21 protein-coding genes are annotated in these 21,796 nt (G+C 39.7%); 7 read left to right on the forward strand and 14 right to left on the reverse strand.

Going from position 1 to position 21,796, the window contains the following annotated elements:
* Positions 1-242: 242 nt before the first annotated feature.
* On the reverse strand, positions 243-2,279 hold the full coding sequence (locus ED622_RS14215; protein WP_122035117.1) for a prolyl oligopeptidase family protein: 2,037 nt from the start codon (positions 2,277-2,279) through the stop codon (positions 243-245).
* 449 nt (positions 2,280-2,728) lie between these two features.
* On the opposite strand from ED622_RS14215, the gene ED622_RS14220 reads away from it, so the two are divergent.
* Positions 2,729-4,681 (forward strand): BCCT family transporter, encoded by a 1,953-nt coding sequence (locus tag ED622_RS14220; RefSeq protein ID WP_122035119.1) that lies wholly within the window; start codon positions 2,729-2,731, stop codon positions 4,679-4,681.
* 174 nt (positions 4,682-4,855) lie between these two features.
* Here the strand turns inward: ED622_RS14220 and ED622_RS14225 are convergent, their stop codons facing one another.
* The 5 genes from ED622_RS14225 to murQ form a co-directional block, all read right to left on the reverse strand.
* On the reverse strand, positions 4,856-5,647 hold the full coding sequence (locus ED622_RS14225) for an arylamine N-acetyltransferase (RefSeq protein WP_122035121.1): 792 nt from the start codon (positions 5,645-5,647) through the stop codon (positions 4,856-4,858).
* Between the two features lie 121 nt (positions 5,648-5,768).
* Positions 5,769-6,482 carry a sulfite exporter TauE/SafE family protein gene (locus ED622_RS14230; RefSeq protein ID WP_122036121.1) on the reverse strand — a complete coding sequence of 238 codons (714 nt, stop codon included), beginning with the start codon at positions 6,480-6,482 and terminating at the stop codon, positions 5,769-5,771.
* A 111-nt stretch (positions 6,483-6,593) separates the two neighbouring features.
* Positions 6,594-7,133, reverse strand: coding sequence for a YaeQ family protein (locus ED622_RS14235; protein ID WP_122035123.1), 540 nt, complete (start codon positions 7,131-7,133; stop codon positions 6,594-6,596).
* 153 nt (positions 7,134-7,286) lie between these two features.
* On the reverse strand, positions 7,287-8,738 hold the full coding sequence (murP, locus tag ED622_RS14240; RefSeq protein ID WP_122035125.1) for a PTS N-acetylmuramic acid transporter subunit IIBC: 1,452 nt from the start codon (positions 8,736-8,738) through the stop codon (positions 7,287-7,289).
* 63 nt (positions 8,739-8,801) lie between these two features.
* A complete protein-coding gene (gene murQ, locus ED622_RS14245) occupies positions 8,802-9,704 on the reverse strand; it encodes an N-acetylmuramic acid 6-phosphate etherase (protein ID WP_122036123.1) in 903 nt (300 codons plus the stop codon).
* 261 nt (positions 9,705-9,965) lie between these two features.
* Here murQ and ED622_RS14250 point away from each other — a divergent pair, with 261 nt between their 5' ends.
* On the forward strand, positions 9,966-10,820 hold the full coding sequence (locus ED622_RS14250; protein ID WP_122035127.1) for an SIS domain-containing protein: 855 nt from the start codon (positions 9,966-9,968) through the stop codon (positions 10,818-10,820).
* Here the strand turns inward: ED622_RS14250 and ED622_RS14255 are convergent.
* The 7 genes from ED622_RS14255 to ED622_RS14285 form a co-directional block, all read right to left on the reverse strand.
* Entirely contained in the window at positions 10,817-12,013 is a 1,197-nt protein-coding gene (locus tag ED622_RS14255) for a hypothetical protein (RefSeq protein WP_371413438.1), read from the reverse strand. The two genes, ED622_RS14250 and ED622_RS14255, sit on opposite strands and share 4 nt — an antisense overlap.
* 65 nt (positions 12,014-12,078) lie before the next feature.
* Positions 12,079-12,984 (reverse strand): DnaJ C-terminal domain-containing protein, encoded by a 906-nt coding sequence (locus tag ED622_RS14260; protein ID WP_122035131.1) that lies wholly within the window; start codon positions 12,982-12,984, stop codon positions 12,079-12,081.
* Positions 12,985-13,115: 131 nt separating this feature from the next.
* Positions 13,116-13,799, reverse strand: coding sequence for an ABC transporter ATP-binding protein (locus tag ED622_RS14265; RefSeq protein WP_122035133.1), 684 nt, complete (start codon positions 13,797-13,799; stop codon positions 13,116-13,118).
* Between the two features lie 10 nt (positions 13,800-13,809).
* Positions 13,810-15,042, reverse strand: coding sequence for an ABC transporter permease (locus ED622_RS14270; protein WP_122035135.1), 1,233 nt, complete (start codon positions 15,040-15,042; stop codon positions 13,810-13,812).
* On the reverse strand, positions 15,032-16,261 hold the full coding sequence (locus ED622_RS14275; protein ID WP_122035137.1) for an ABC transporter permease: 1,230 nt from the start codon (positions 16,259-16,261) through the stop codon (positions 15,032-15,034). Before ED622_RS14275 ends, ED622_RS14270 begins: the two co-directional genes overlap by 11 nt.
* A gap of 34 nt (positions 16,262-16,295) precedes the next feature.
* A complete protein-coding gene (locus ED622_RS14280; protein ID WP_122035139.1) occupies positions 16,296-17,072 on the reverse strand; it encodes an outer membrane lipoprotein-sorting protein in 777 nt (258 codons plus the stop codon).
* Between the two features lie 108 nt (positions 17,073-17,180).
* Positions 17,181-18,050, reverse strand: a complete 870-nt coding sequence (locus ED622_RS14285; RefSeq protein WP_122035141.1) for a LysR family transcriptional regulator — start codon at positions 18,048-18,050, stop codon at positions 17,181-17,183.
* A 111-nt stretch (positions 18,051-18,161) separates the two neighbouring features.
* Here ED622_RS14285 and ED622_RS14290 point away from each other — a divergent pair, with 111 nt between their 5' ends.
* Positions 18,162-18,425 (forward strand): DUF2798 domain-containing protein, encoded by a 264-nt coding sequence (locus ED622_RS14290; RefSeq protein WP_122035143.1) that lies wholly within the window; start codon positions 18,162-18,164, stop codon positions 18,423-18,425.
* Here the strand turns inward: ED622_RS14290 and ED622_RS14295 are convergent.
* Entirely contained in the window at positions 18,422-18,889 is a 468-nt protein-coding gene (locus ED622_RS14295) for an isoprenylcysteine carboxylmethyltransferase family protein (protein ID WP_122035145.1), read from the reverse strand. The genes ED622_RS14290 and ED622_RS14295 overlap by 4 nt on opposite strands.
* 71 nt (positions 18,890-18,960) lie before the next feature.
* Between ED622_RS14295 and ED622_RS14300 the strand changes: the two genes are divergently transcribed.
* The 4 genes from ED622_RS14300 (at position 18,961) to ED622_RS14315 (ending at position 21,746) form a co-directional block, all read left to right on the forward strand.
* Entirely contained in the window at positions 18,961-19,305 is a 345-nt protein-coding gene (locus ED622_RS14300) for a YajD family HNH nuclease (protein WP_122035147.1), read from the forward strand.
* A gap of 81 nt (positions 19,306-19,386) precedes the next feature.
* Positions 19,387-20,304 carry a 1-aminocyclopropane-1-carboxylate deaminase/D-cysteine desulfhydrase gene (locus ED622_RS14305; RefSeq protein ID WP_122035149.1) on the forward strand — a complete coding sequence of 306 codons (918 nt, stop codon included), beginning with the start codon at positions 19,387-19,389 and terminating at the stop codon, positions 20,302-20,304.
* Positions 20,305-20,346: 42 nt separating this feature from the next.
* Positions 20,347-21,198, forward strand: a complete 852-nt coding sequence (gene bla / locus ED622_RS14310; RefSeq protein WP_122035151.1) for a class A beta-lactamase — start codon at positions 20,347-20,349, stop codon at positions 21,196-21,198.
* A 50-nt stretch (positions 21,199-21,248) separates the two neighbouring features.
* Entirely contained in the window at positions 21,249-21,746 is a 498-nt protein-coding gene (locus ED622_RS14315; protein ID WP_105054531.1) for a peptidylprolyl isomerase, read from the forward strand.
* Positions 21,747-21,796: the final 50 nt, after the last annotated feature.

Genomic DNA, 21,796 nt, shown 5'->3' on the forward strand with positions numbered 1-21,796 from the left:
CTTACGGCATAACATCAAACAAAAATACGACATAGATGAAGAGATAAACAGACACATCTAACTGTTTTAATTGAAATAAAAATAAATTAAATTATCTTCACTTACTAATTTATTTTTTATCGACCTAACTCTCAATGACATTAATTTGCGAGATAAAAAAGCAGAATAAATTTAGCCCTCATTCTACTTTTTATTACTACATTTGTTTGTTGTGCTCTAACTATTGGTGTATCAAACTCAAATCACTTAAACGGATCCACCTTCATATTGCTTAGCGTAAAGGCATACACATCTGCCATTAAATCCATTGATTTTGAAATTGGCATACCAGCACCATGACCTGCGTTTACATCAATACGAATTAATACAGGATTGTCACCGGATTGCTTGGCTTGTAGCTCGGCAATGAACTTATAAGAATGTGCAGGAACGACGCGGTCATCATGATCAGCAGTGGTCACCAAGGTCGCAGGGTATTCAACCCCCTCTTTCACGTTATGCACTGGCGAGTAATTTAGTAAATACTCAAACATCTCTTCACTTTGTTCTGATGTGCCAAAGTCGTACGCCCAGCCCTCACCAGAGGTAAAAGTGTGGTAACGAAGCATATCCAAAACGCCTACCGCAGGCAGAGCAACTTTAAATAACTCAGGTCGTTGAGTCATACATGCACCAACCAATAACCCCCCATTTGAGCCACCACGAATTGCCAAATGTGATGAGTCAGTGTAACCCGTGTCGATTAAGTATTCCGCGGCTGAAATAAAATCATCAAATACATTTTGTTTTTTCTGCTGTGTTCCTGCATTGTGCCATTCTTTTCCATACTCACCGCCACCGCGAATATTGGGAATAGCATAAACACCACCTAACTCCAACCAACTTGCCATTACGCCACTAAAGCTTGGTGTTAGACTGACGTTAAAGCCCCCGTAGCCATAAAGAATAGTGGGATTTTTTCCATTAAGCTCAAGTCCTTTACGGTAAGAGATGATCATTGGAACTTGAGTGCCATCTTTTGAGGTATAGAACACTTGTTTCGACTCGAACTTCTCAGAATCAAAAGGCGATGCAGAGGCCAAATACAACTCGGTATGACCTGTTTTGACATCAAATTGGTAAATCGTTGGTGGGGTGACGTAGTTGGTAAAGGTGAAAAATAGATCCGTTTGATCTTTCTTACCCGATAATCCCGTCACTTGCCCTTCTCCCGGTAACTCGATATCACGCAGTAAGTTACCTGAAAAATCATATTGTTTAATTTTGCTTAAAACATCCACCATGTAATGCGCAAATAAGGTGCCACCACCAACGCTGATTTCAAGAGGCTGTGGTTGCTCTGGGATAACGTCCATCCAATCACAGGTGACTGCGTTATAAGAAACGATCTTACCGTTTGGTGCATTTAGGTTGGTGTACATTAATAGACGAGTGTCTTCATTCTCAATAACATAAGTATCTGAATCAGTATGATCTAATACGGTAATTCGAGTTGGGTTCTCACAACTTAAACGCTCAAGATAAAGCTTATTACCAGAGGTCGATGTCGCGGCTGATATAACCAAGTACGCATCATCTTCAGTTGTATAGCCACTGACATAACGATGCTTCTCTTCTTCTGTGGCACCAAACACCACAACATCGTCTGCTTGCAGTTTACCTATCTCATGAAAATAGAGTTTATGCTGCTCGGTTCTTGCTGATAGTTCACTGCCTGTTGGCTTGTCATAACTTGAATAGTAAAAGCCTTTTGAACCTAACCATGAGATGTCGGTAAATTTCGCATCAATAATAGGTGCTTCGATCTGCTCTTTGGTTTCTGTATTTAATACGAAGATTTTGCGCCAATCACTGCCCGCTTCTGAAATTGAATAAGCCACTAATGATGTATCTTTAGAAAAGCTAACCGCACCTAACGAAGTGGTTCCCTCTTCACTGAAGGTATTTGGATCAAGAAAAACGTCAATTTCTCCGCCCTCTTTTGAGCGATACAACACACTTTGATTTTGTAAGCCGTCATTTTGATAGAAGTAAGTGTAATCACCACGCTTGAATGGCTGTGAGGTTTTTTGGTAATCCTGACCTTTTGCAATTAAAGCGCGAATATCATCACGAAAATCGACATGAGAAAGATAATCAAAGGTGACGTCATTTTGTTTATTTACCCACGCTTCTGTTTCTTCGCTTCTGTCGTCTTCTAACCAACGATATGGATCTGCAATGGTATGAGAAAAGTAGTGGTCAAGTGTTGAGTCTTGTTTTGTGAAAGGATAGATCATGATACATCCTATTTATAATTAATTGTCTGTTCGTAGAATACGCTCATTAAAAATAGGAATGCAACTGTTTGATGATTTAAGCCTAGTTATTGATACGACGCGCGCTACGGCTCTGTCTATGATGATGTATTTAAGGCTTTTGAACACTTTAGAATGTTTATTAATCAGCTTATTTTGGGGATAAATATTTTATGATACATGTGTCACACTTTTTATAAAATAAAGAAGTAAGTTTGTCGACAGATTGAAGAATTAGCACTATTTTATCTCGAATCCACATCAATCGTGATTTGGACAATTTTCGAGCGCTGTATTACTCACAAAAAACCGTCCGCATACACTATTTATACTCTATTAATTTTAAGTTAAACCCGTCTGATCCCCTCAGTACGGGGAGTTGTTGGTGCGCGAACTTAACATTGACTCTGTTTTTATTACGGACAATAAAAATGAAAAAACACTTCGAGCTTATCGATAAACCCACTTTTTTCGGCGCAATATTATTGCTTTGTGCTGTTGTAATTCCTTTACTAGTATTTCCAGAAGAAGGGGCTGCGTGGATTGCTGTTGCTAAAACATTTATGACCGACAAACTAGGCTTTGCTTATTTAGGTCTAGGTTTGGCAGCATTTTTCTTCATGATCTACATCGTTTTTTCTGATATCGGTCAGATCAAACTTGGTGACCCAGATGAAAAACCTGAATTTGCATTAGCGTCTTGGGCGGCAATGCTATTTTGTGGTGGCATCGGTGCAAGTATTTTGTACTGGGGTACTATTGAATGGGCATACTACTACCAAAACCCACCGTTTCAACTAGAAGCTGGCAGTGAAGAAGCAATCCGTTGGGCTGCGACTTATGGCCTGTTCCATTGGGGTCCAATTGCTTGGTGTATCTATATGATCCCTGCAATTCCAATCGCTTACTTCTTCTATGTGCGTAAACAACCTGTACTAAAAGTCTCTGCTGCACTGATGCCTGTTATTGGTGAAGCAAACAGTTTTGGTAAGTTAGGTAAAGTCATTGATGTACTGTTTATCTTTGGTTTATTAGGCGGCGCGGCTACAACCTTAGGCTTAGCAGCACCACTGATTAACGAAGGTATTAGCTACTTATTTGGTATTCCGGCATCAACTGGCAGCCAAATTGCTGTACTTATGGTTTGTACCGCTATCTTTGCTTACTCATCGTACATGGGCATGGACAAAGGCATTAAGATTTTAAGTAACATTAACTTCTGGGGTGCGTTAGGTTTATTGCTGTTTGTATTGGTTTGTGGTCCAACAATCTTTATGTTGGAAACAGGTCTAGATTCAATCGGTCGTATGCTGTCTAACTTCTTTGTAATGGCAACTTGGGCTGAACCTTTTGGTGGCATGGGTCCTTTTGAAGATACTCACTTCCCACAAGATTGGACTATTTTCTACTGGGCGTGGTGGCTAGTATTTGCACCAAGTATGGGTCTATTCGTAGCTCGTATTTCACGCGGTAGAACAATTAAGCAAATGGTATCTGGGGCGGTGTTCTTCGGCTCTCTAGGCTGTTCAATGTACTTCATCATTCTAGGTAACTACGGTTTATCACTACAGTTATCGGGTGAGTTAGATGTGGTAGGAATTCTGAATTCCGAGGGCGCGACTCGTGCCATCTTCGCTACTTTAGAAACACTGCCATTTAGTACTTTCGTTATTGCTTTGTTTACCTTGTTATGTGTGATTTTCACCGCGACAACGTTTGACTCTATCTCCTATATTTTAGCGTCAGTAGTTCAAACTAACGTAACTGAAGATCCAATGCGTTGGAACCGTCTGTTCTGGGCTTTCACTCTATCATTTATGCCATCGGCGTTGATGTTTATGGGCGGCTTGGCAACATTACAAACAGCGGCAATTGTTGGTGGTTTACCACTATTGGTTATCGCAGTTATGTTAATGATCTCTGGTGTTAAAGCAGCAATGCTAGACTTATCACACCAAGATGATTACGTGGATCCTGTGATCAACATTTCTGATCTACCAGATGTTGATCCTTGGAGCAAAGAAGGCCAAGCATTGGCTCGCTTTGAGCAACTACGTGATAACGCAATTGAAGCAGCCGATCTTGAGCGTGAAGCGAACGATGCTATTTGGATGCTGAAAAAACAATTACGTAAAGAAGCATTAGCACGTGGTGAATCAAGCGTTGATTTAGGCGATGCGCCTGATGAAATTATTGAACAACTTCGTCAGCTAACGGATGATTCAACCAAAGCGAAAGAAGCGAAATTAGCAGCGTCTGATCTTGCTCAAGAAGCGCGTGTTTCTTTTGATGCACTAATGCGTCAAAAGGTTGAAGACGAAACTTTGCAAGCGAATGAAGATGTTAAATTGGCGATTAAAACAAGATTAAATACGCCAAGCTAATCTACCTTTGTGGTTAATGTCTGCACTGAATATGCAGGCATTAGTCCTAAAGCTAAATACAAAAAAACCGCTAAATTTAAAGCGGTTTTTTTTTGCTTATTCGATCTTATTTTTGCCGTTTTAAACCAAGGACATGATTAAAAAATAACGAGGTTATAACGAATAAATAAAATGTTAGAAATACTGTTCAATTTTTTGATAAGGCAAGTTAGGCTCTAACCCAAAGTAGTCTTTTAATGCCTTAAAATATGAAACTTCATCCCTTAACGTAATTTGTTGCGTTACCCCATTTTTCTTAATTTTTAACTGTTGGTTCGACAAAGTATTAATTCCCTCCTCCGTCGATAACGCAGCTATCGCCCCAGAAGTAAAAACAGAATCTGAATGAGTCGAGGAAAAGTGATTTGCATACTCTAAATCGCCCTGACATACATAGCCCATATCAAAACTGTATATACTCAACCATTCACCTGATTCTTTAATCTGCAGTAAAACACCATAATGTTTATCACGAAGAAAACGAAAGGTTTGAAGATCCGTCTTCAGCTCTTTATCAAACTCTATAGGTAATGGCTCTCTTGGTGTAAAGGTACCAAAGCCGGCATCTACTAACCATTGCTGACTATTTATCGTTATTAGTGTTACACGGTGCCCACGCCCTGTTGGTTCTGGCGATAAATGAACTCTTCCTAATAATATTCGGCCTTCAAAGCCTAAGGTATTTAATACATTAAAAAGTAACCCGTTTAACTCATGACAATACCCACCTCGGTTCTTATTCACAAGTTTGTTATAAATAACCTCTTCAGACAGTTGAATTGACTCTCCATTTACAATATCAAAGTTCTCAAATGGGATAGTTCTATGCTGAGCACGATGTATCGCTTTTAAGTTTTCAATCGTTACTGCCGTCTCTTTAGGTAAACCAATTCGATTAAAATAATGAGTTAACATTTCTTGATTCATTTCATACCCTTGTTTCTAATCTTAAAATTATCTGTCGAACTTAAAAACACAGCTTAATACCTAAAGTTAAGTTGAGGTAAAGCTTTATTTCAAATAAATTTAAGAGTCCCCTTACAGCAAATTACCTCATTCCTAACACAATCGCTGCCACACCTGATACTGAGCACATTACCAAAGAAACCTTTCTTATTGTTCCTTTGTCAATTCTATCCACTACTTTCATAGCGACCAGATAACCGATAACCGAAGCAGGGAGCAATGGCAACGTAAGATATAAATGATTCAAGCTCATGTATCCAGCAGGAACTTGTACCACTAGAGATATAAAGCTACTCACCACAAAGAACGCTGATAAATTAGCACGAATTAAATTTGCTTCTTGATGCTGTAATAACAGAGCCATTGGAGGTCCACCAATACCTGAACTGGTCCCGAATAGGCCAGAGAAGAAACCCGCAATCGTCATTCTTGAGTTATTTGGTTCGATACGAAATGGAAGCAAGCTAATCGCAACAGCAAGTAATACAACCACGCCAATCCAAAGAGACAGCAGTTTTGCATCTACATAATAAAGCAGTAAACCACCAAATACAGAACCGGGAATTCGACCTAAAAAGGCATAGCCTAAGCCGCGAAAAGAGACATTCGCTTTGTATTTATAGGCATTAATTATGGATAAGAATAAACCGACAATTACGATTGGGCCCGGCACATAATTTGGCGAGATTAAAAATAATAGTGGAGCAGTAACAATGGCTAAGCCAAAACCAATGGCGCTTTGCACAAATGAGCCAATAAAAATCAGGATCATTGCGAAGAGTAAACCAAGATCCATCAGTGGTAGTTCCATAAAAAATGCCTTCTGATTATTAATATAAAACAGAAAGCATTATGAACTAGATTTTAGAAAGGAAATAGCAGTATTACACTCTTTACCCTTTCATTATTATTCAACCGATTGCAGAGTTTCCCACGTCACTTCACAGTCGCCTTTCTCTGTTGAAATAAACGCAGAATCACCCGTGATCATCACTGACATTTCCATCGTTCTTTCTAATAATGCAGAAAATGAGTGAATTTGCTCAGAGTCAAAGCGAACCACATCAACAGGATATTGTTTATATTTGCTTTCGTTCTGTTTCCACCACACTTCAGATTTTGAATTGAAGCTGTACACTTTAGTTACTTTTGACTGACGTGATGCTTTCTTCATGCGCTCAGGATCAGGTTCACCTGCATCAATCCAAAGAGAGATCGTATCATCATATTCACGAACCCAAATATCAGGTTCATCAATCGCAGACAACCCTTTCGTAAACGTTAGGCGCTCTTCTGCATTCAAACAAAATGCCAATACACGAGCCATCATACGCTCTTCACTTTCTGATGGATGCTGAGCGATGGTTAAGCTTACTGAATCATAATGATCACGATTCATGTCTGTTAATGCGACACGAAATTTGTAGATGGTTGGTTTGATAGCCACTGGCTTTCCTAACTATTTGAGAATTGAGGGCATTGTACGCGATTCTTGTTGGTTAGCTAGGCATAAAAAAAGGCCTCACAGTGGTACCTGTGAGGCCTTTGCGTACTTATAGGGGAAAGTACTTATTAATTCTTTATTTTTCTAATACTAAGTTTAGCTTAAATCAACGTTCTTTGTTCCAAAAAACCACGTTGCAACAAAACCAGCTACGTATGAAATAACCAAACCTGCGGCGAATACCAACATACCAGCAAAGATACCTGAACTAGATGTCATAAGCGGCAATGCCACAATACCTGATGGACCAAATACAGTGTTTAAGCCAACAGGTAGCCCCATATACGAAACAAGCCCAATAAAGAAGCCACCAGTTGCCCCGCCCACACACGCAGTAATAAATGGTTTTACTCTTGGCAATGTTACGCCATAAATAAGCGGCTCACCTATTCCTAAGAACCCAGGAATAATAGCGCCTTTAACTTGTGTACGTAATAGTGCGTCTTTACCTGCTTTTGAATAAAGCGCTAATGCCGCACCGACTTGCCCTGCACCTGCCATTGCTAGGATTGGGAATAGTGAATTAAACCCTTGAGCATCCATTAGTGCAAAATACACAGGAACAAAGCCTTGGTGAATACCAAACATTACCGATATTAGGAATAAACCAGCCAGAATAGCACTACCAAATGGATTACCATTTAAGTTAATGAATAACCAAGACATACCTTGGAATAACACACCACCAATAGGCATGATAACCACAAAGGTAACTGCACCCATGATAAGCAGCGTAACCACTGAGGTTAAAATCATATCTAGGTTATCAGGCATGTATTGGCGAACTTTCTTCTCAACGCCTGCACCGATAATAGCGGCAATCAATACACCAATAATGTTACCTCTTGGGTCAATACCATGACCAAAGAAGTCCGTCATACCAGAATAAATACCAGAGGTTGCATCAGGGTTATAACCAAGCACAAACAGTGATGCTAGGATCGCACCATTTACACCAGAACCACCAAAAGCTTGTTGAGCATTGTAACCAATTAAAATACTTAAGAAGCTGAATAAGCCTTTACTGAAGACTTTCATATAAAGGATTAAATCCACCAGATTCGCATTTGGTGACTCATTACCCATCACGTAAACTTGGTCCAATAATGTTGCAAAACCTAATAACAAGCCAGCGGCAATAAATCCCGGAATTAACGGTGTAAAAATGGTCGCGAATTTACTTAAAAATCGCTGTGTCGCACTGGTCTGTTTCTTTTTCAGTTTCTGCTTATGTTCAGAAGCTACATCTTTTAAATCTCGATTTTCTGAGGTTACTGGCGTTGACTCTTCGTCACCTTCCATCATCTCATTCATCATTTCAGCGGCGGTTTGTGCTTTACCCGGACCTAAAACGATTTGAAATTGATCGTCACTTTCTACTAATCCCATCACGCCTGCAATGCGCTTAATTGTATCTCTGTCTGCAAGATCATCATTGTGTAATGTTAAACGTAAACGAGTCATGCAGTTTCCGCATTTAATGACATTATTTTTGCCACCAATTGCAGAGAGTATTTCTTGAATCATGGAAGTGGTTATTTTAGCCATGTCCTGTTCCCTTTCAATTTTCTCAGTATAAAGGCCACTTATGGCCTTGTTATCGCTTAGCCATTATTGGTCTGAAAGCGCGTTGCGAATAAAGCCATTATGTTTTGCTAACTTTGCTTTCGCGCTTTTTGCATCTAACCCAGACAAAACCATTAAAATGGCTGTTTTACAGTGATTATCACATTGAGATAGAGCATCAGCCGCTTCTGCTTCTTGGCAGCCTGTTGCTTCTATTACAATGTTCTTTTGGCGTTGTACTAATTTTGCGTTGGTTGCTTCTACGTCAACCATTAAGTTGCCAAATACTTTACCCGTACGGATCATCGCCCCTGTCGTTAGCATATTCAGCACTAACTTTTGAGCCGTTCCTGCTTTCATACGAGAAGAGCCTGTAACCACTTCAGGGCCTACGACTGGTGTCATATTAATATCGGCAAGCTCTGTCATTGGGCTGTTTGGGTTACAGCTTAACGTCGCAACTGTTGCACCCACTGATTTTGCGTATTCCATCGCACCAAGAACATAAGGAGTACGACCACTCGCTGCAATACCAACTAATACGTCTTTCTCATTGAGGCCTAAATCTTGTAGATCTGAAGCGCCTAGTTCACGATTATCTTCTGCGTTCTCTACTGCTTTTAGAATCGCTCTATGGCCACCAGCAATTAGACCAACCACTAAATCAGGGTTAGAACCATAAGTCGGAGGACATTCACTTGCATCTAAAATACCTAAACGACCTGATGTGCCTGCACCGGTATAGATTAAGCGTCCACCTGATTGAAATGCGATTGCAATGGCATCGACCACTTCTGCGATTTGAGGAAGAATGGCTTCAACAGCTAAAGCGACTTTTTGATCTTCTTGATTAATCACTGTCAGCATTTCAACCGTTGATAATACATCGATTTTTTCACTGGCTTGATTACGGCTTTCTGTTACTAATGTAGTTAAGTCAATTTTCATTATTAGGTTCTCTTCAAAAGATAAATTCTCAATTTCAATGGTTGCCATCATAAAGAATAAAAAATTCCATTTAGTGACCAAAATCACAACAAAAGTTATTCTAAACTCTCAAAATAGATGGAATAAACAAAAATAACAATAAGAAAAACCAGAGAGAACATGCAGATTATCTAGTTAAATTACAAGCACTTAACAAGAATTAAACCACAAAGAATAATAGAAAAATATTTGGAATAATTAATTCAAAAAAAGATAGAAACTATGAGCATTTTAGAAAAAATACAAAAACAAAGAAGCAGCTTATCAACCAATGGGGTCAAAATTTTAGATTTCATACTTGAAGCGCCCTCTTCAATTGGATCATATTCCAGTCAAGCATTGGCCAGCAAAGTGGGCGTATCGCAATCGAGCATAGTTAAGCTAACTCAACGATTAGGTTTTAAAGGGTTCACGGCTTTTAAGTTGGCGATCATTGAAGATCTCGGAAGAAAACAAGCGATTCTAGAGCCTGAACGCCCTATCCATAATAAAATCCACAGTGATGACTCTTCTCAAACCATGGCGCAAAAATTGATTCAAGAAAAACATCACGCGCTCATTGCAACGACTAATGCAATTGATTACAGCGAATTTGAAACCATTATTTCATTATTAAACAGAGCGAATCGAATTCAAATTGTGGGAATTGGTGGCTCAGCATTAACCGCAAAAGATCTGGCTTTTAAACTGCTTAAACTTGGCATGATTGCACTATCAGAGCAAGACAGCCATGTTCAAATAGCCACAGCGAATACGCTCTCGGTTGGAGATATCCAGATAGTGATCTCTTATTCAGGCAATCGAAAGGAAATATTAGTCGCAGCACAAACTGCATTAGAGAAAGGCGCTACCGTTATTGCCTTAACTTCAACAAAGAAAAACCCATTAAGAAAGATTGCAAGTTATTGCATTGATACCATTGCTGATGAACGGCAGTTTCGTAGCTCGTCTATCTCATCTAGAACCGCGCAGAATGTCGTTACTGATTTGATATTTATGACCTTGTTTCAATCACGAAGTGATACGGCAAAACTGTTGATTAATGATATTTCATCTTCTATTGATAAAGTGCGCTAAAAACTCCATTTGATTTGAGCGTATAGCAAGGTGCTTGGGTTTTCGCCAAACACGCTGTCACTCGCTCCATCAAAATATTGCACAACACCAATTAATTGCCAATCATCGGCCAATGAGTAGGTCTGATTTACACCAACAAAGAAAGATCCATCATCGTAATAACTGTTCATAAAGGTAAGTCTTGATAATGGCGATAAATCCATACCTAAGCTTGAATACCATGTCCAATGAGTAAAGCTAAGGGTTCTAGCACTGAGTGGTAAATTTAAGTATGCCATTGCATTATCGGCATCTTGAGGCTCTGAGATATGCATGAGAGAGCCTTGAATCACCCAGTTTTGAGTTCCATCAAAGCGATAATCCATCTCAATGCTTGAGACGCTTGATGCGATTAACTCTTCTTGTTGAGTGCTATTTTGTGATTGATAGCTCTCTTGTGTCGGTTCAAACCAACTGAACTCACCACGCAACCCTGCGCCATAAATATCCCCTGCAAAGCCTGCACCTACCACATAATCTAACTGGGATTTACCTAGCAGAACCTGCATGTCCCATCCTTGTTTATTAAACAGATATCGCGCTGCATAGCTGTCTAACTCACTGTCAGAATTGGGATTAAAGACCAAGTCAATGGAACTCGCGAAACCGAGTTTTTTACTTACCATTATCGCATCGGTTCCTGGGCGCTCTTCATAATCAAAATCATAAATCGAGTATGAGTTGAAGATATCGTTTGGGTTCCATACGGTGGTCATTCCCCAATTAATACGAAAGCGTCCTGCTCTAAATTGCCAATCATCTTTATTCCAATTGAGGTAGGCGCGATCAAATTGAGAATTCCCCACCACGCCCTTTTTATCTATCCAATTTTTAGATAAATCAACGTAGCCGGGATCATAAGAGATGAAATCGCCATAATTTGAGTACTCTGCGCTATCACCAAATAACAGGCGATTACGCATACCCAAATTCACTCGTAACTGATCATTAAATCGGTATTCAAAATTAAAACGTTGATGGACGATATTATCAAAAATAGTCTCGCCAGAATTAGGGATGGTACTGGTTGCCATGTATTTTACATAACCGTTTAAATCCCAACTTTTCTCTGGGGTTAAACCTGGGATTTGAGCATAGCTCGATAGGCTACTGAACAATAAAAAAGGCACGAACCTTGTGAATACTTTCTTCATCAGTTCATGCCCTCTTAGTGATACCTATTCTAGATAAGTATTATGTCTGCTTGATAATGATTAGGTTACGACAGTTCCTTGAACTTTATCAACAGTTCTTTCTGCTCTTCAGTCAGATTCGTCGGTGTTGCCACAGTAATGACAACCATTAGATCGCCCGTCGCACCTTTACGGCTCTTCACGCCTTTTTCTTTCATGCGGAATTTACGACCATTTTGAGTCCCTGCTGGCACTTTTAATTTAAAGCGGCTTTCTAAGGTTTGAATTTCAACCTCACCACCCAGTGCTGCTGTCACAAAATCAGTCGTTACTGGACAAATTAAATCATTACCTTCACGTTTTAAGTGTGTATGTGCACGAACATGAATTTGAATTAATAAGTCACCTGCTGGGCCACCGTATGCGCCCGCTTCGCCTTTACCTGCGAAACGAATTTTTTCACCGTCTTCAATACCTGCAGGTACTTTAACGTTGATTTTCTTATTCACGCCATTCACTGGCAGTTCAATCACTTGCTCACAGCCGTTAATCGCTTCAGCAAATTCAACCGTTAAGCTAAACTGACGATCTTGACCTTTTTGTGGGCGTGGTTGACGCTGTTGAGAGAACATATCTTCAAAACCGCCGCCGCCGCCAAAACCACCACGTGAACGACCACCAAATGCGCCACCGAAAATATCTTCAAATCCGCCGTAACCTTGGCTATGACCGCCACCAAAGCCACCGCCTCCACCCATGCCACCATTTTGGAATGCTGCGTGACCATAGTCATCATACTGGCCGCGTTTATCGGCATCAGTTAGAATTTCGTACGCTTCTTTTATCTCTTTAAATTTGTCTGCAGCTTGCGCATCACCCGGGTTCTTATCTGGGTGGTATTTCATCGCAAGACGTTTGTATGCTTTTTTGATCTCTTTTTCTGTGCTGCTTTTGGAGACACCAAGGACTTCATAATAATCACGTTTAGACATGACTTAACCTCGTCAATGAATAGAAACAGACATAAAACGGAATCGCTTATGCCTTTCTTTGAATAAATCTAATCAAAGGAGTTTATGTCCTATCAGATTAAGGTCAAGATCTATCTCACAAAATGCGGCAGTTATTGTTGTTTATCTTCTTTCAGTTGCCCATCTTCAAATACAATAACCCGCTTCGCTCGATTAAAGACCCTTGAATCATGAGTTGAGAAAATGAACGTCGTCCCCTCTTCTTTATTCAAGCTTTCCATTATATCAAGCAGCTCTGCGGTGCTTTTAGCATCTAGGTTTGCCGTTGGTTCATCGGCCATAATAAAGCGTGGTCTTGGGGCAAGCGCTCGTGCAACTGCAACTCGTTGTTGCTGCCCCCCAGAGAGTTGAGCGGGTATTTTATGTTGCTGATCTTCTAAGCCCACTTTTTTCAGTAAGTCTTGCGCTCTTTGTTTACACTCACCCTCAGCGTGACCCTGTAACTGCATGACAAACTCCACATTCTCTAATGCAGTCAATACCGGTAATAAACTGTAATCTTGAAAGATGAATCCTATATTGTCACGACGAAACTCTATCAACTTCTTTTCATCCAACTGCGTCAACTCATTACCATCAATACTCACTTTTCCTGAGGTAACGCTGTCTATTCCGCCAAGCATATTTAACAGCGTCGTTTTCCCTGAGCCAGATGGACCAATCACGGCCACAAACTCCCCTTGTTCAATCATCAAATCAAGGTGATCAACCGCATGAACAGGGAAATCCGACTCCGGGTTATAGGTTTTGCATAACTGCTCAATTTTTATCGTCATACTTTTTACCTTATTGTTTCTCTGCCATAGCTTCGACGGGTTTCTTCTTAATAATTTGATGGGCCGGATAAAGGCCAGCCAATACACTGACACACCACACCATCACAAAAACGGTAACATAATCACTAAAGGAGACACTTGGATATAAGACTGAATCAATACCAAATGCATTTAATCCTTCTGCCATTGCCTCAAGCGGAATACCTGTTTGATTTAAAATAAACATCAAAAATAAGGCACATATAACGCCAGAACCCGCTCCGATGAGACCAATAAAGCCAGACTCTAAAATGATTAATCGGCGAATATTGCCTTTTTTCATTCCCACCGCCATCAATACACCGAATTCTCTAGTGCGCTCAAAGACCGACATCAAAAGAATATTGATGATGCCAAAGCCCATTGCGATAACAAAGATAACTAAGATCACTTGATTACCGGCATTCATCGAGCTCATCATGGTAGATAGCAGAGGTTGTAATTGCAGCCAATCTTGCACGCTATTGTTATTTGAAGAATAGTTATTTGAAATGGTATCGCTTAACTGATCGCGAAAATCACTCACTTGATCTTCATCATGCAGTAAGATCGCGATTTCATGCTCATAATGCACTTGGCCAAGCTGTTGAATATCGGCTTTTCTAACATATACATTAGCATCATCAAAGGTGCTGGATGAAGTCTTAAAAACCCCTCTTACCCGAAACGCAGCACCCGTAACATCACCTGTCGTATCCGTAAACGTAAGTACTATTTTAGAACCGACTCTCAGCTTTAATCGATCCGCGGTTTTCTGTGATACTAAAATAGGGTTACGCCCTTTATCATCAAGCCATTCCCCTTCAAGAATATGCTCTGCAATTGGGGTTATCTTGGGCTCTGACTCTAAATCAATACCATTAACTTGAATACCACGAGTACTGCGAGCTGACGCTATCATGCCGCTAACTAAGGTTCTGCTTGTCCACGCTTTTACTTGTGGTGCTTGTTCTAACCACTTTGTTATTTCAGCTTCATTATCAATCACCAGATTAATGTCTGGATTTAATGCGTAATTTTTCTGATGAATTTGAATATGACTGGTTTGCCACTGAATGGTATTTTTAACGAGGTTATCGATAATACCATTCATAAATCCCATCATTAGCATTACACCAACGACACCAAAGATCATCGCACCTAACATAATGGAGGTTCGTAATTTATTGCGCCATACATTACGCCACGCTAATTTAACCAGCATGCGAACCTCCTTTTAACGCTGTAACAATATCTAAATGATAAATACGCCATAATGGATAAATAAGACAAAGCAGTAACAGCCCTATCACGATCATAATTTGATCAATAAACAGCCATGAACTAATTAATACCGGAATAATTGGTTCATAGCCCATTTCAAGCATGGCTTGTGCCGTATCTCCGGTTAAAGTAATAGGGTTAATATACAAATAGCCTAAGGTTGGAGCCGCGATAATTAGCCCAATAGCAATACCTAACAAGCCGATAAAAAGGGATTCAAGAGTCAATAATTTTAATAGCTTTGCTCGAACCATTCCTGTGGCTAGCATGACGCCAAATTCACGTTGTCTTTCTAAGGTCATCATTAATAGAGTAGCGAATAGACCAAAGCCAACAATGCCATATAGGAGGTACATCATAATAATGCCGCTCACCCGATCAATTTGGATCTGTTGTTCCATTTCGGGGCTAAGATCATTCCAAGGCCGAACGGCCACACTTGATCCATACCCTATTTGTAGATCATCCACCGTTTGTGACAATTGTGAAAAATCACGAGTATGTAATACCCAAGCAGTGACTTGATCTGCTGTGCTAAATAAATTGGAAGCTTCTTTGATGGGTAAATAGATAAGTTGATTGTTCAGCTCTGGCATCGGAAAATGCACAATCCCCTTAATGAGATATAACCCTGCAGCAGTTTGACCCCGATAACCTTGGCCATACAGCACAATTTCATCACCAATGGTGAGATTAAAAAATTGAGCCAGCCCCTCAGACATCAATACGGATTTATCATCTCGTGAAAGATATTCTCCTTTAATCACTTTCTCTTCCAAACCGGAATAACTGGTTTCTGGATTTGGATCAACTCCCACCACCATGACGCCTTTTGATTTATCATTCGCGGCAGCAAGAGAAAAGGTTTCAATACGAGGAAGTGCAAATTCAATATTAGGCTGTTGCTTGGTTGGCTTGATAAAGTCATCGCTCATTGGCAATAAATCATCAATGCTTTGACTTTCTTTAAATTCGGGGTTTTGCAGTTGAATAAGGCCCGTAGATAAACGCGCCGCATTTTCAATATTTGCGGTGTAACTGCCCTCTTGAATGCTTCGCATTAATAATGAAAGCAACAAGGCCAACGCCAACGCAGAGGCCGTTAGCAAGGTTCTTCTTTTTTGTCGCCATAGGTTTCGCCAAGCTAACTTAATGAGCATGTTTACCGCCTAGTAAGTAAAATGATTTGAGATATTAATTACGTAATGACTTCATTTGCCCTTGTGAGAAAAAATCATCATTGATCAGAAAATTAAATTGCGCTTTATGAGTGATCATTTCAGTTTTATTGCCTGGCTTATCGGCTGGAACCATTTCCATTCTTGTTGCTACCATACGATTCCCCATTTCTTTAATATCATAGGTTGTCATCGTATTAACTAGCTCATCGAATTCATCATATGACTCTACTTTACGTTGTAAAAACGTCTCTTGTGAGATCCACAAACGCACTTTACTCCACACGACTGGCGCATCTGGTTTTGCTATTGCATCAATCACCCATGTTTTATCGCCGTCTATCACTTCTTGTTTAACCATTTTGTGGTCGTAATCCACCACGATTGACGATTGGTTGATCAAATCATCATTGGTAAAATCAGAGCCCATCCATGATTGACCCAGCATTGAAGGGGCTATTTTTATCACTCGTTCAATATTTGGTATCCAACTCCACATCTCTTTATCACGCTTAAGAGAAGCACTGCCACGATCTTTTGCTGGCCCAGTAATCAGCACTAAAGAGAGGTTTTGTTCTTTAGTCCAACTCTTCATACTCATGCTACGTGTCCAATCAGGACGTATAATATTCATGGTTAATTCGGTGTAACTCGAATCACCACGCATCTGCTCATCTGATTTTTCGACTATTGCATTTGCACTTAACTCATCAGTAGCAAACACGTGACCTACTACGCCGAAAAACGCAAAAAACAGGACTATTTTAATCAATAATTTTATTTTATGTTTCATATCACACCCCAGCCATGATGCTTGATTTATAAACACATAATAGGATATTTAGACTGGGTATTTCGTGACCTCTAAGACGAAATTATCCAAATCTCTGTCATGAAAATGTCAAATTCGTTCCATTGCATTCATAATACGTTCGATTAATATAGTTAGCGCTTTGGGTTGAAATTTTCGCTGCTTATAAACCAGATAAGATTGCCTTGGTGGGAATTGATATTCAGAAAAAACCTCAACGAGATCCATCTCTGGAGTAACAAGATGAATGGGTAATCGTGCCGCGCCTAATCCTTTAATAACCGCATGCATGACTTGATCCAAATCGTTCACTTGCAGACGAGGATGTACATTAATCTGTTTTAGCGTTTGCTTTGCATCGGTATAAGTTAAACTTTTCTGGTCATCTAAGCGGATCCAATCAATAGTTTCTATATCTGTTACGTCATTATTTTGCCAATACGATTGAGAGACAAATACGCTATGCTTTGCTAAAAATAGCGGACGAGCGATCATCCCTTCCGCTCGGCTAATATCAAAAGTTAGAACTAAATCTCGATCTGTTTCAGGTAAAGCATCTTCAGCACATAAATTGACTTCTATTTGAGTGTGGGGAAACTCCAATAAGAAATCAGTAATCAGCTCTCTAACATAGCTATTATAAAAACGATAAGGCAGGGATAAACGTAACGTGCCTGTTACTTCCTCTTTGTGGTCTTTTAACTGATGGCAGTGACTTTCTAAATCGGTAAACTGACTTTCAAGCAGTTGGTAATATTGCTGACCTGTTTCTGTTGCAACAAGCTCTCGCCCTTTTTTTTCTAACAAGCGAACACCGAGTTTTTCTTCCATTAAAGAGAGTCGTCGGGACACGGTTGATACTGGTAGTTTTAACTCTTTGGCTGCGCCTTGTTGAGATCCAAGCTGAACCACTTTACAAAATAAAAACAGATCATCAATACTTCCAAATATGGAATTCATGGTTTTATTTCTCGCTATTTTTTATCATTAATGAAACTAATATACTTCACTCTATCGAAACAAGCACGATTAGTGTTAAAAAATAATTCGTTAATAAAGAGAAATATATTTATGAGTAAAAAACAATTTTGGCTTTCAGCCTTACTGTCTTCAGTCACAATGGCATTAATAATGTCTGGTTCAATGTCTGCGATTAGAATGGGCGGATTTAGTTCGGAATGGGTATCTGCGTGGATGAATGGGTTTACTATTGCTTGGCCTGTTGCGATATTTGCTAACTTAACTATTTTACCGAAGATTCGCGAATTCGCCGCGTGGTTATGTCGAGATAACAAAACCAACACAGCAACGACGCAATCTAAAATGGCAAATTAGAACCAACGTTTTACTTGATTGCTATAATCGACAAACTCATCACCAAATAGCTTAACTAGCATTTTTTCTTCTGGTTCAATTTGAAAGCGATTCATGTAAGCAACAAAACCTAGCGCACTCACCAACCCTAGTGGGTGTTGGCTATAAATCACTGCACTCAATAAGATAAGTAACAAACCAAGATACATAGGATTGCGTGTATATTGATAAATACCTGAACTTACTAATGATGAGCTGCTTTCTGGCTTGAGTGGATTGACGGTTGTTTTGGCATCTTTAAACTCTTTCACTCCCCACAATGCAATGACACCACCAAGCGTGACTAAGCTAATAACCGAAGCGTAAGTTAACCATGGTAGATAAAATAGAGTAAATGGCATTATTTTATCAAAGCCAAATACAGTTACCATAAACAGTAGCATGACTAACGGCGGTGGAATTCTCAGTTCTAGTTTTGATAGCATTTATTCTCCTTAAAAACGTGGTATATTCTTTCCATATAATTATTGTATTAACTTTAGCAGTCGAGATTTATATGTCATCAGATTTTTATGGCTCTAGTGCCACTTATGCCCGTCAAGAAGTTGGTTACCGTGAAAAAGCATTAAAACTGTACCCTTGGGTTTGTGGTAATTGTGCGCGTGAATTTGTCTATTCAAACTTACGTGAATTAACGGTTCACCATAAAGATCACGATCATACTAATAACCCAAATGATGGCAGTAACTGGGAGCTTCTTTGTCTTTTCTGTCACGATCATGAGCATTCTAAATACACAGAGCATGATCAATACGGATCTCAAATTAAAGCGGGTGAAGATGATCACCAAGGCGCAACGCACAACCCGTTTGCTGCTTTAAAATCAATGATGAGAAAGTAATTCTCATTACAGATTTATATGGCCTTTCAACCCACTGAAAGGTCATTTCTCCTTCCCTACACTCTATATTTATATCTCATCATGAAAATCCAAAACAGCCCAGTAACTCAGCATCAATTTAATGATGTCGATTTCTATTTAAAGCGCGATGATAAACTTCACCCTCAATTTTCTGGCAACAAAGCTCGTAAGTTTATGGGATTGTTAGACGGTGATTTCCCTGCGATTACCACGATTATTGGCTATGGTTCACCACAGGCAAACTCACTTTACTCGTTAGCGGCACTGGCTCAATTAAAAGGCTGGCAATTAGACTTTTACGTTGATCATATCCCGTCGTTTTTACAAGAAAATCCAAAAGGAAACTATCGCGCTGCGTTAGATCTTGGGGCTAATATTATTGCCTTGAATGACACTGAAAATGCCAAACTAGATAACGGTAGCACGCTAGGCAGCTTGGATTACATTCAACAAGTTAGGCAACCAAAAAAGCATGAGTTATTTGTGCCTGAAGGTGGACGCTGTGGTTTAGCTGAAAGTGGGGTAAAGCAACTGGCCATTGAGCTTATTGAATGGAAGAAGGAACAAAAACTCTCCTCTCTGACGGTGGCTTTGCCTTCTGGTACAGGAACAACCGCACTGTTTCTTCATAAGCACTTAAAAGCTCATGATATAAAAGTGATTACCTGTGCTTGTGTCGGCGGAAACTCTTATCTTACCGAGCAATTTTTAGAGCTTGGTGAAACCGATCATCCTGAGATTCTAACGCCAACGGAAAAACACCATTTTGGTAAGTTATATCGTCACGATTACGAGATGTGGAAAACGCTTCTCTTACAAACTAACGTTGAATTTGAACTTCTATACGACCCGCTAATGTGGCGCTGCTTGAGTGATTGGCTACCAAACAACACCAATCAGACTCTACTGTATATCCACCAAGGTGGTTTGTTAGGTAATGAAAGTATGTTACCTCGCTACCAACGAAAATTTGATTAATCTATCACTGTATATACAACAGCTCTCCCTTTAGGCGTAATAATGAAACGTATCACTCTTCTTTTTTGTTTAACTTTGCTCTCTCACACCGCAATGGCTTCTTCTGTATTAGAAACCGTTGAAGCCATTGAATTATCAAGCTCTGGCACTATCGGTGTTTCAGTTCTAGATACCGAAACAAATACAACATGGAGTTATAAAGGCGACCATCGCTTTCCTATGATGAGTACCTTTAAAACTCTGGTTTGTGCTCAGATGCTTTATAACTCAAGTAATGAGCTCTTGGATAAAGATGCGTTAACAAGGATCACCAAAGAATCCATCATTCCATGGTCCCCTATCACTGAAAAGTTAATCGGTGAGACGATTAGTACTGAAAAAGCCTGTGAAGCAACCATGCTAATGAGCGATAACACGGCTGCAAATATCGTACTAGCTGAGATTGGAACCCCTAGCTCACTCACGCTTTTCTTACGTTTAATTGGAGACAATATCACTCGATTAGACCGTATTGAACCTGCATTAAATGAAGCTCAAAAGGGAGATGTTAGAGATACGACTACTCCGAATGCGATGACAAATACACTCAACGAATTATTATTTGGTCAAACACTTAATACCAAAGACAAACGTACGCTAAAGGCCTGGATGGTCGATAACAAGGTATCTGATCCGCTATTACGCTCTATTTTACCTGCTAAGTGGTCAATTGCTGATCGCTCTGGCGCTGGTGGATTTGGATCGCGTGGGATCACGGCCATTGTTTGGAGTAACAAACGCGCCCCTATCATTATCTCTATCTACTTAACTCAAACAAATTTAGATATGGCCTCACGCAACCAAATTATTGTGGAAGTGGGTAACGCTATATTCAAAGAGTTCAACATAAACTAAGAAACTACGTATAATCTTTCTCAATTAACTTTTAAATAGACATTAACTATATGATCATTTTAACCACCAATTTTGGCGACATTCACATTGAGCTTAACAAAGAAAAAGCACCGGTAAGCTCAAAAAACTTCTTAAAATACTGCCAAGATGGTTTTTACGAAGGTACTATTTTTCATCGTGTTATCAAAGGCTTTATGATCCAAGGCGGTGGTTTTACTGCGGACATGCAAGAAAAAGAGATGCGCGCACCGATTGTGAATGAAGCGAACCGTGGTTTGAAAAACTTAAACGGTACTATCGCTATGGCGCGTACTGATGCACCCCACTCGGCAACCAGTGAGTTCTTTATCAACATCGCTAACAATACTTTTCTTGATCACACTGCCACCACTAACGCTGGTTGGGGTTATGCGGTATTTGGTGAAGTAACTATTGGTATGGATGTAGTTAAGAAAATTGCAAAAATTAAAACTAAATCTATCGGTGAGTTTGACGATGTTCCAAAAGAGAGTATTGTGATCGAGAAAGTGACTATTGTAGAAGAATAACAGAGCGACTGTTAACTCCACATAAACACTAAAAACGGTGCTGAATATAG

This window comes from Aliivibrio sp. EL58 (genome assembly GCF_900312675.1).
In the GTDB taxonomy this organism is placed as follows: domain Bacteria; phylum Pseudomonadota; class Gammaproteobacteria; order Enterobacterales; family Vibrionaceae; genus Aliivibrio.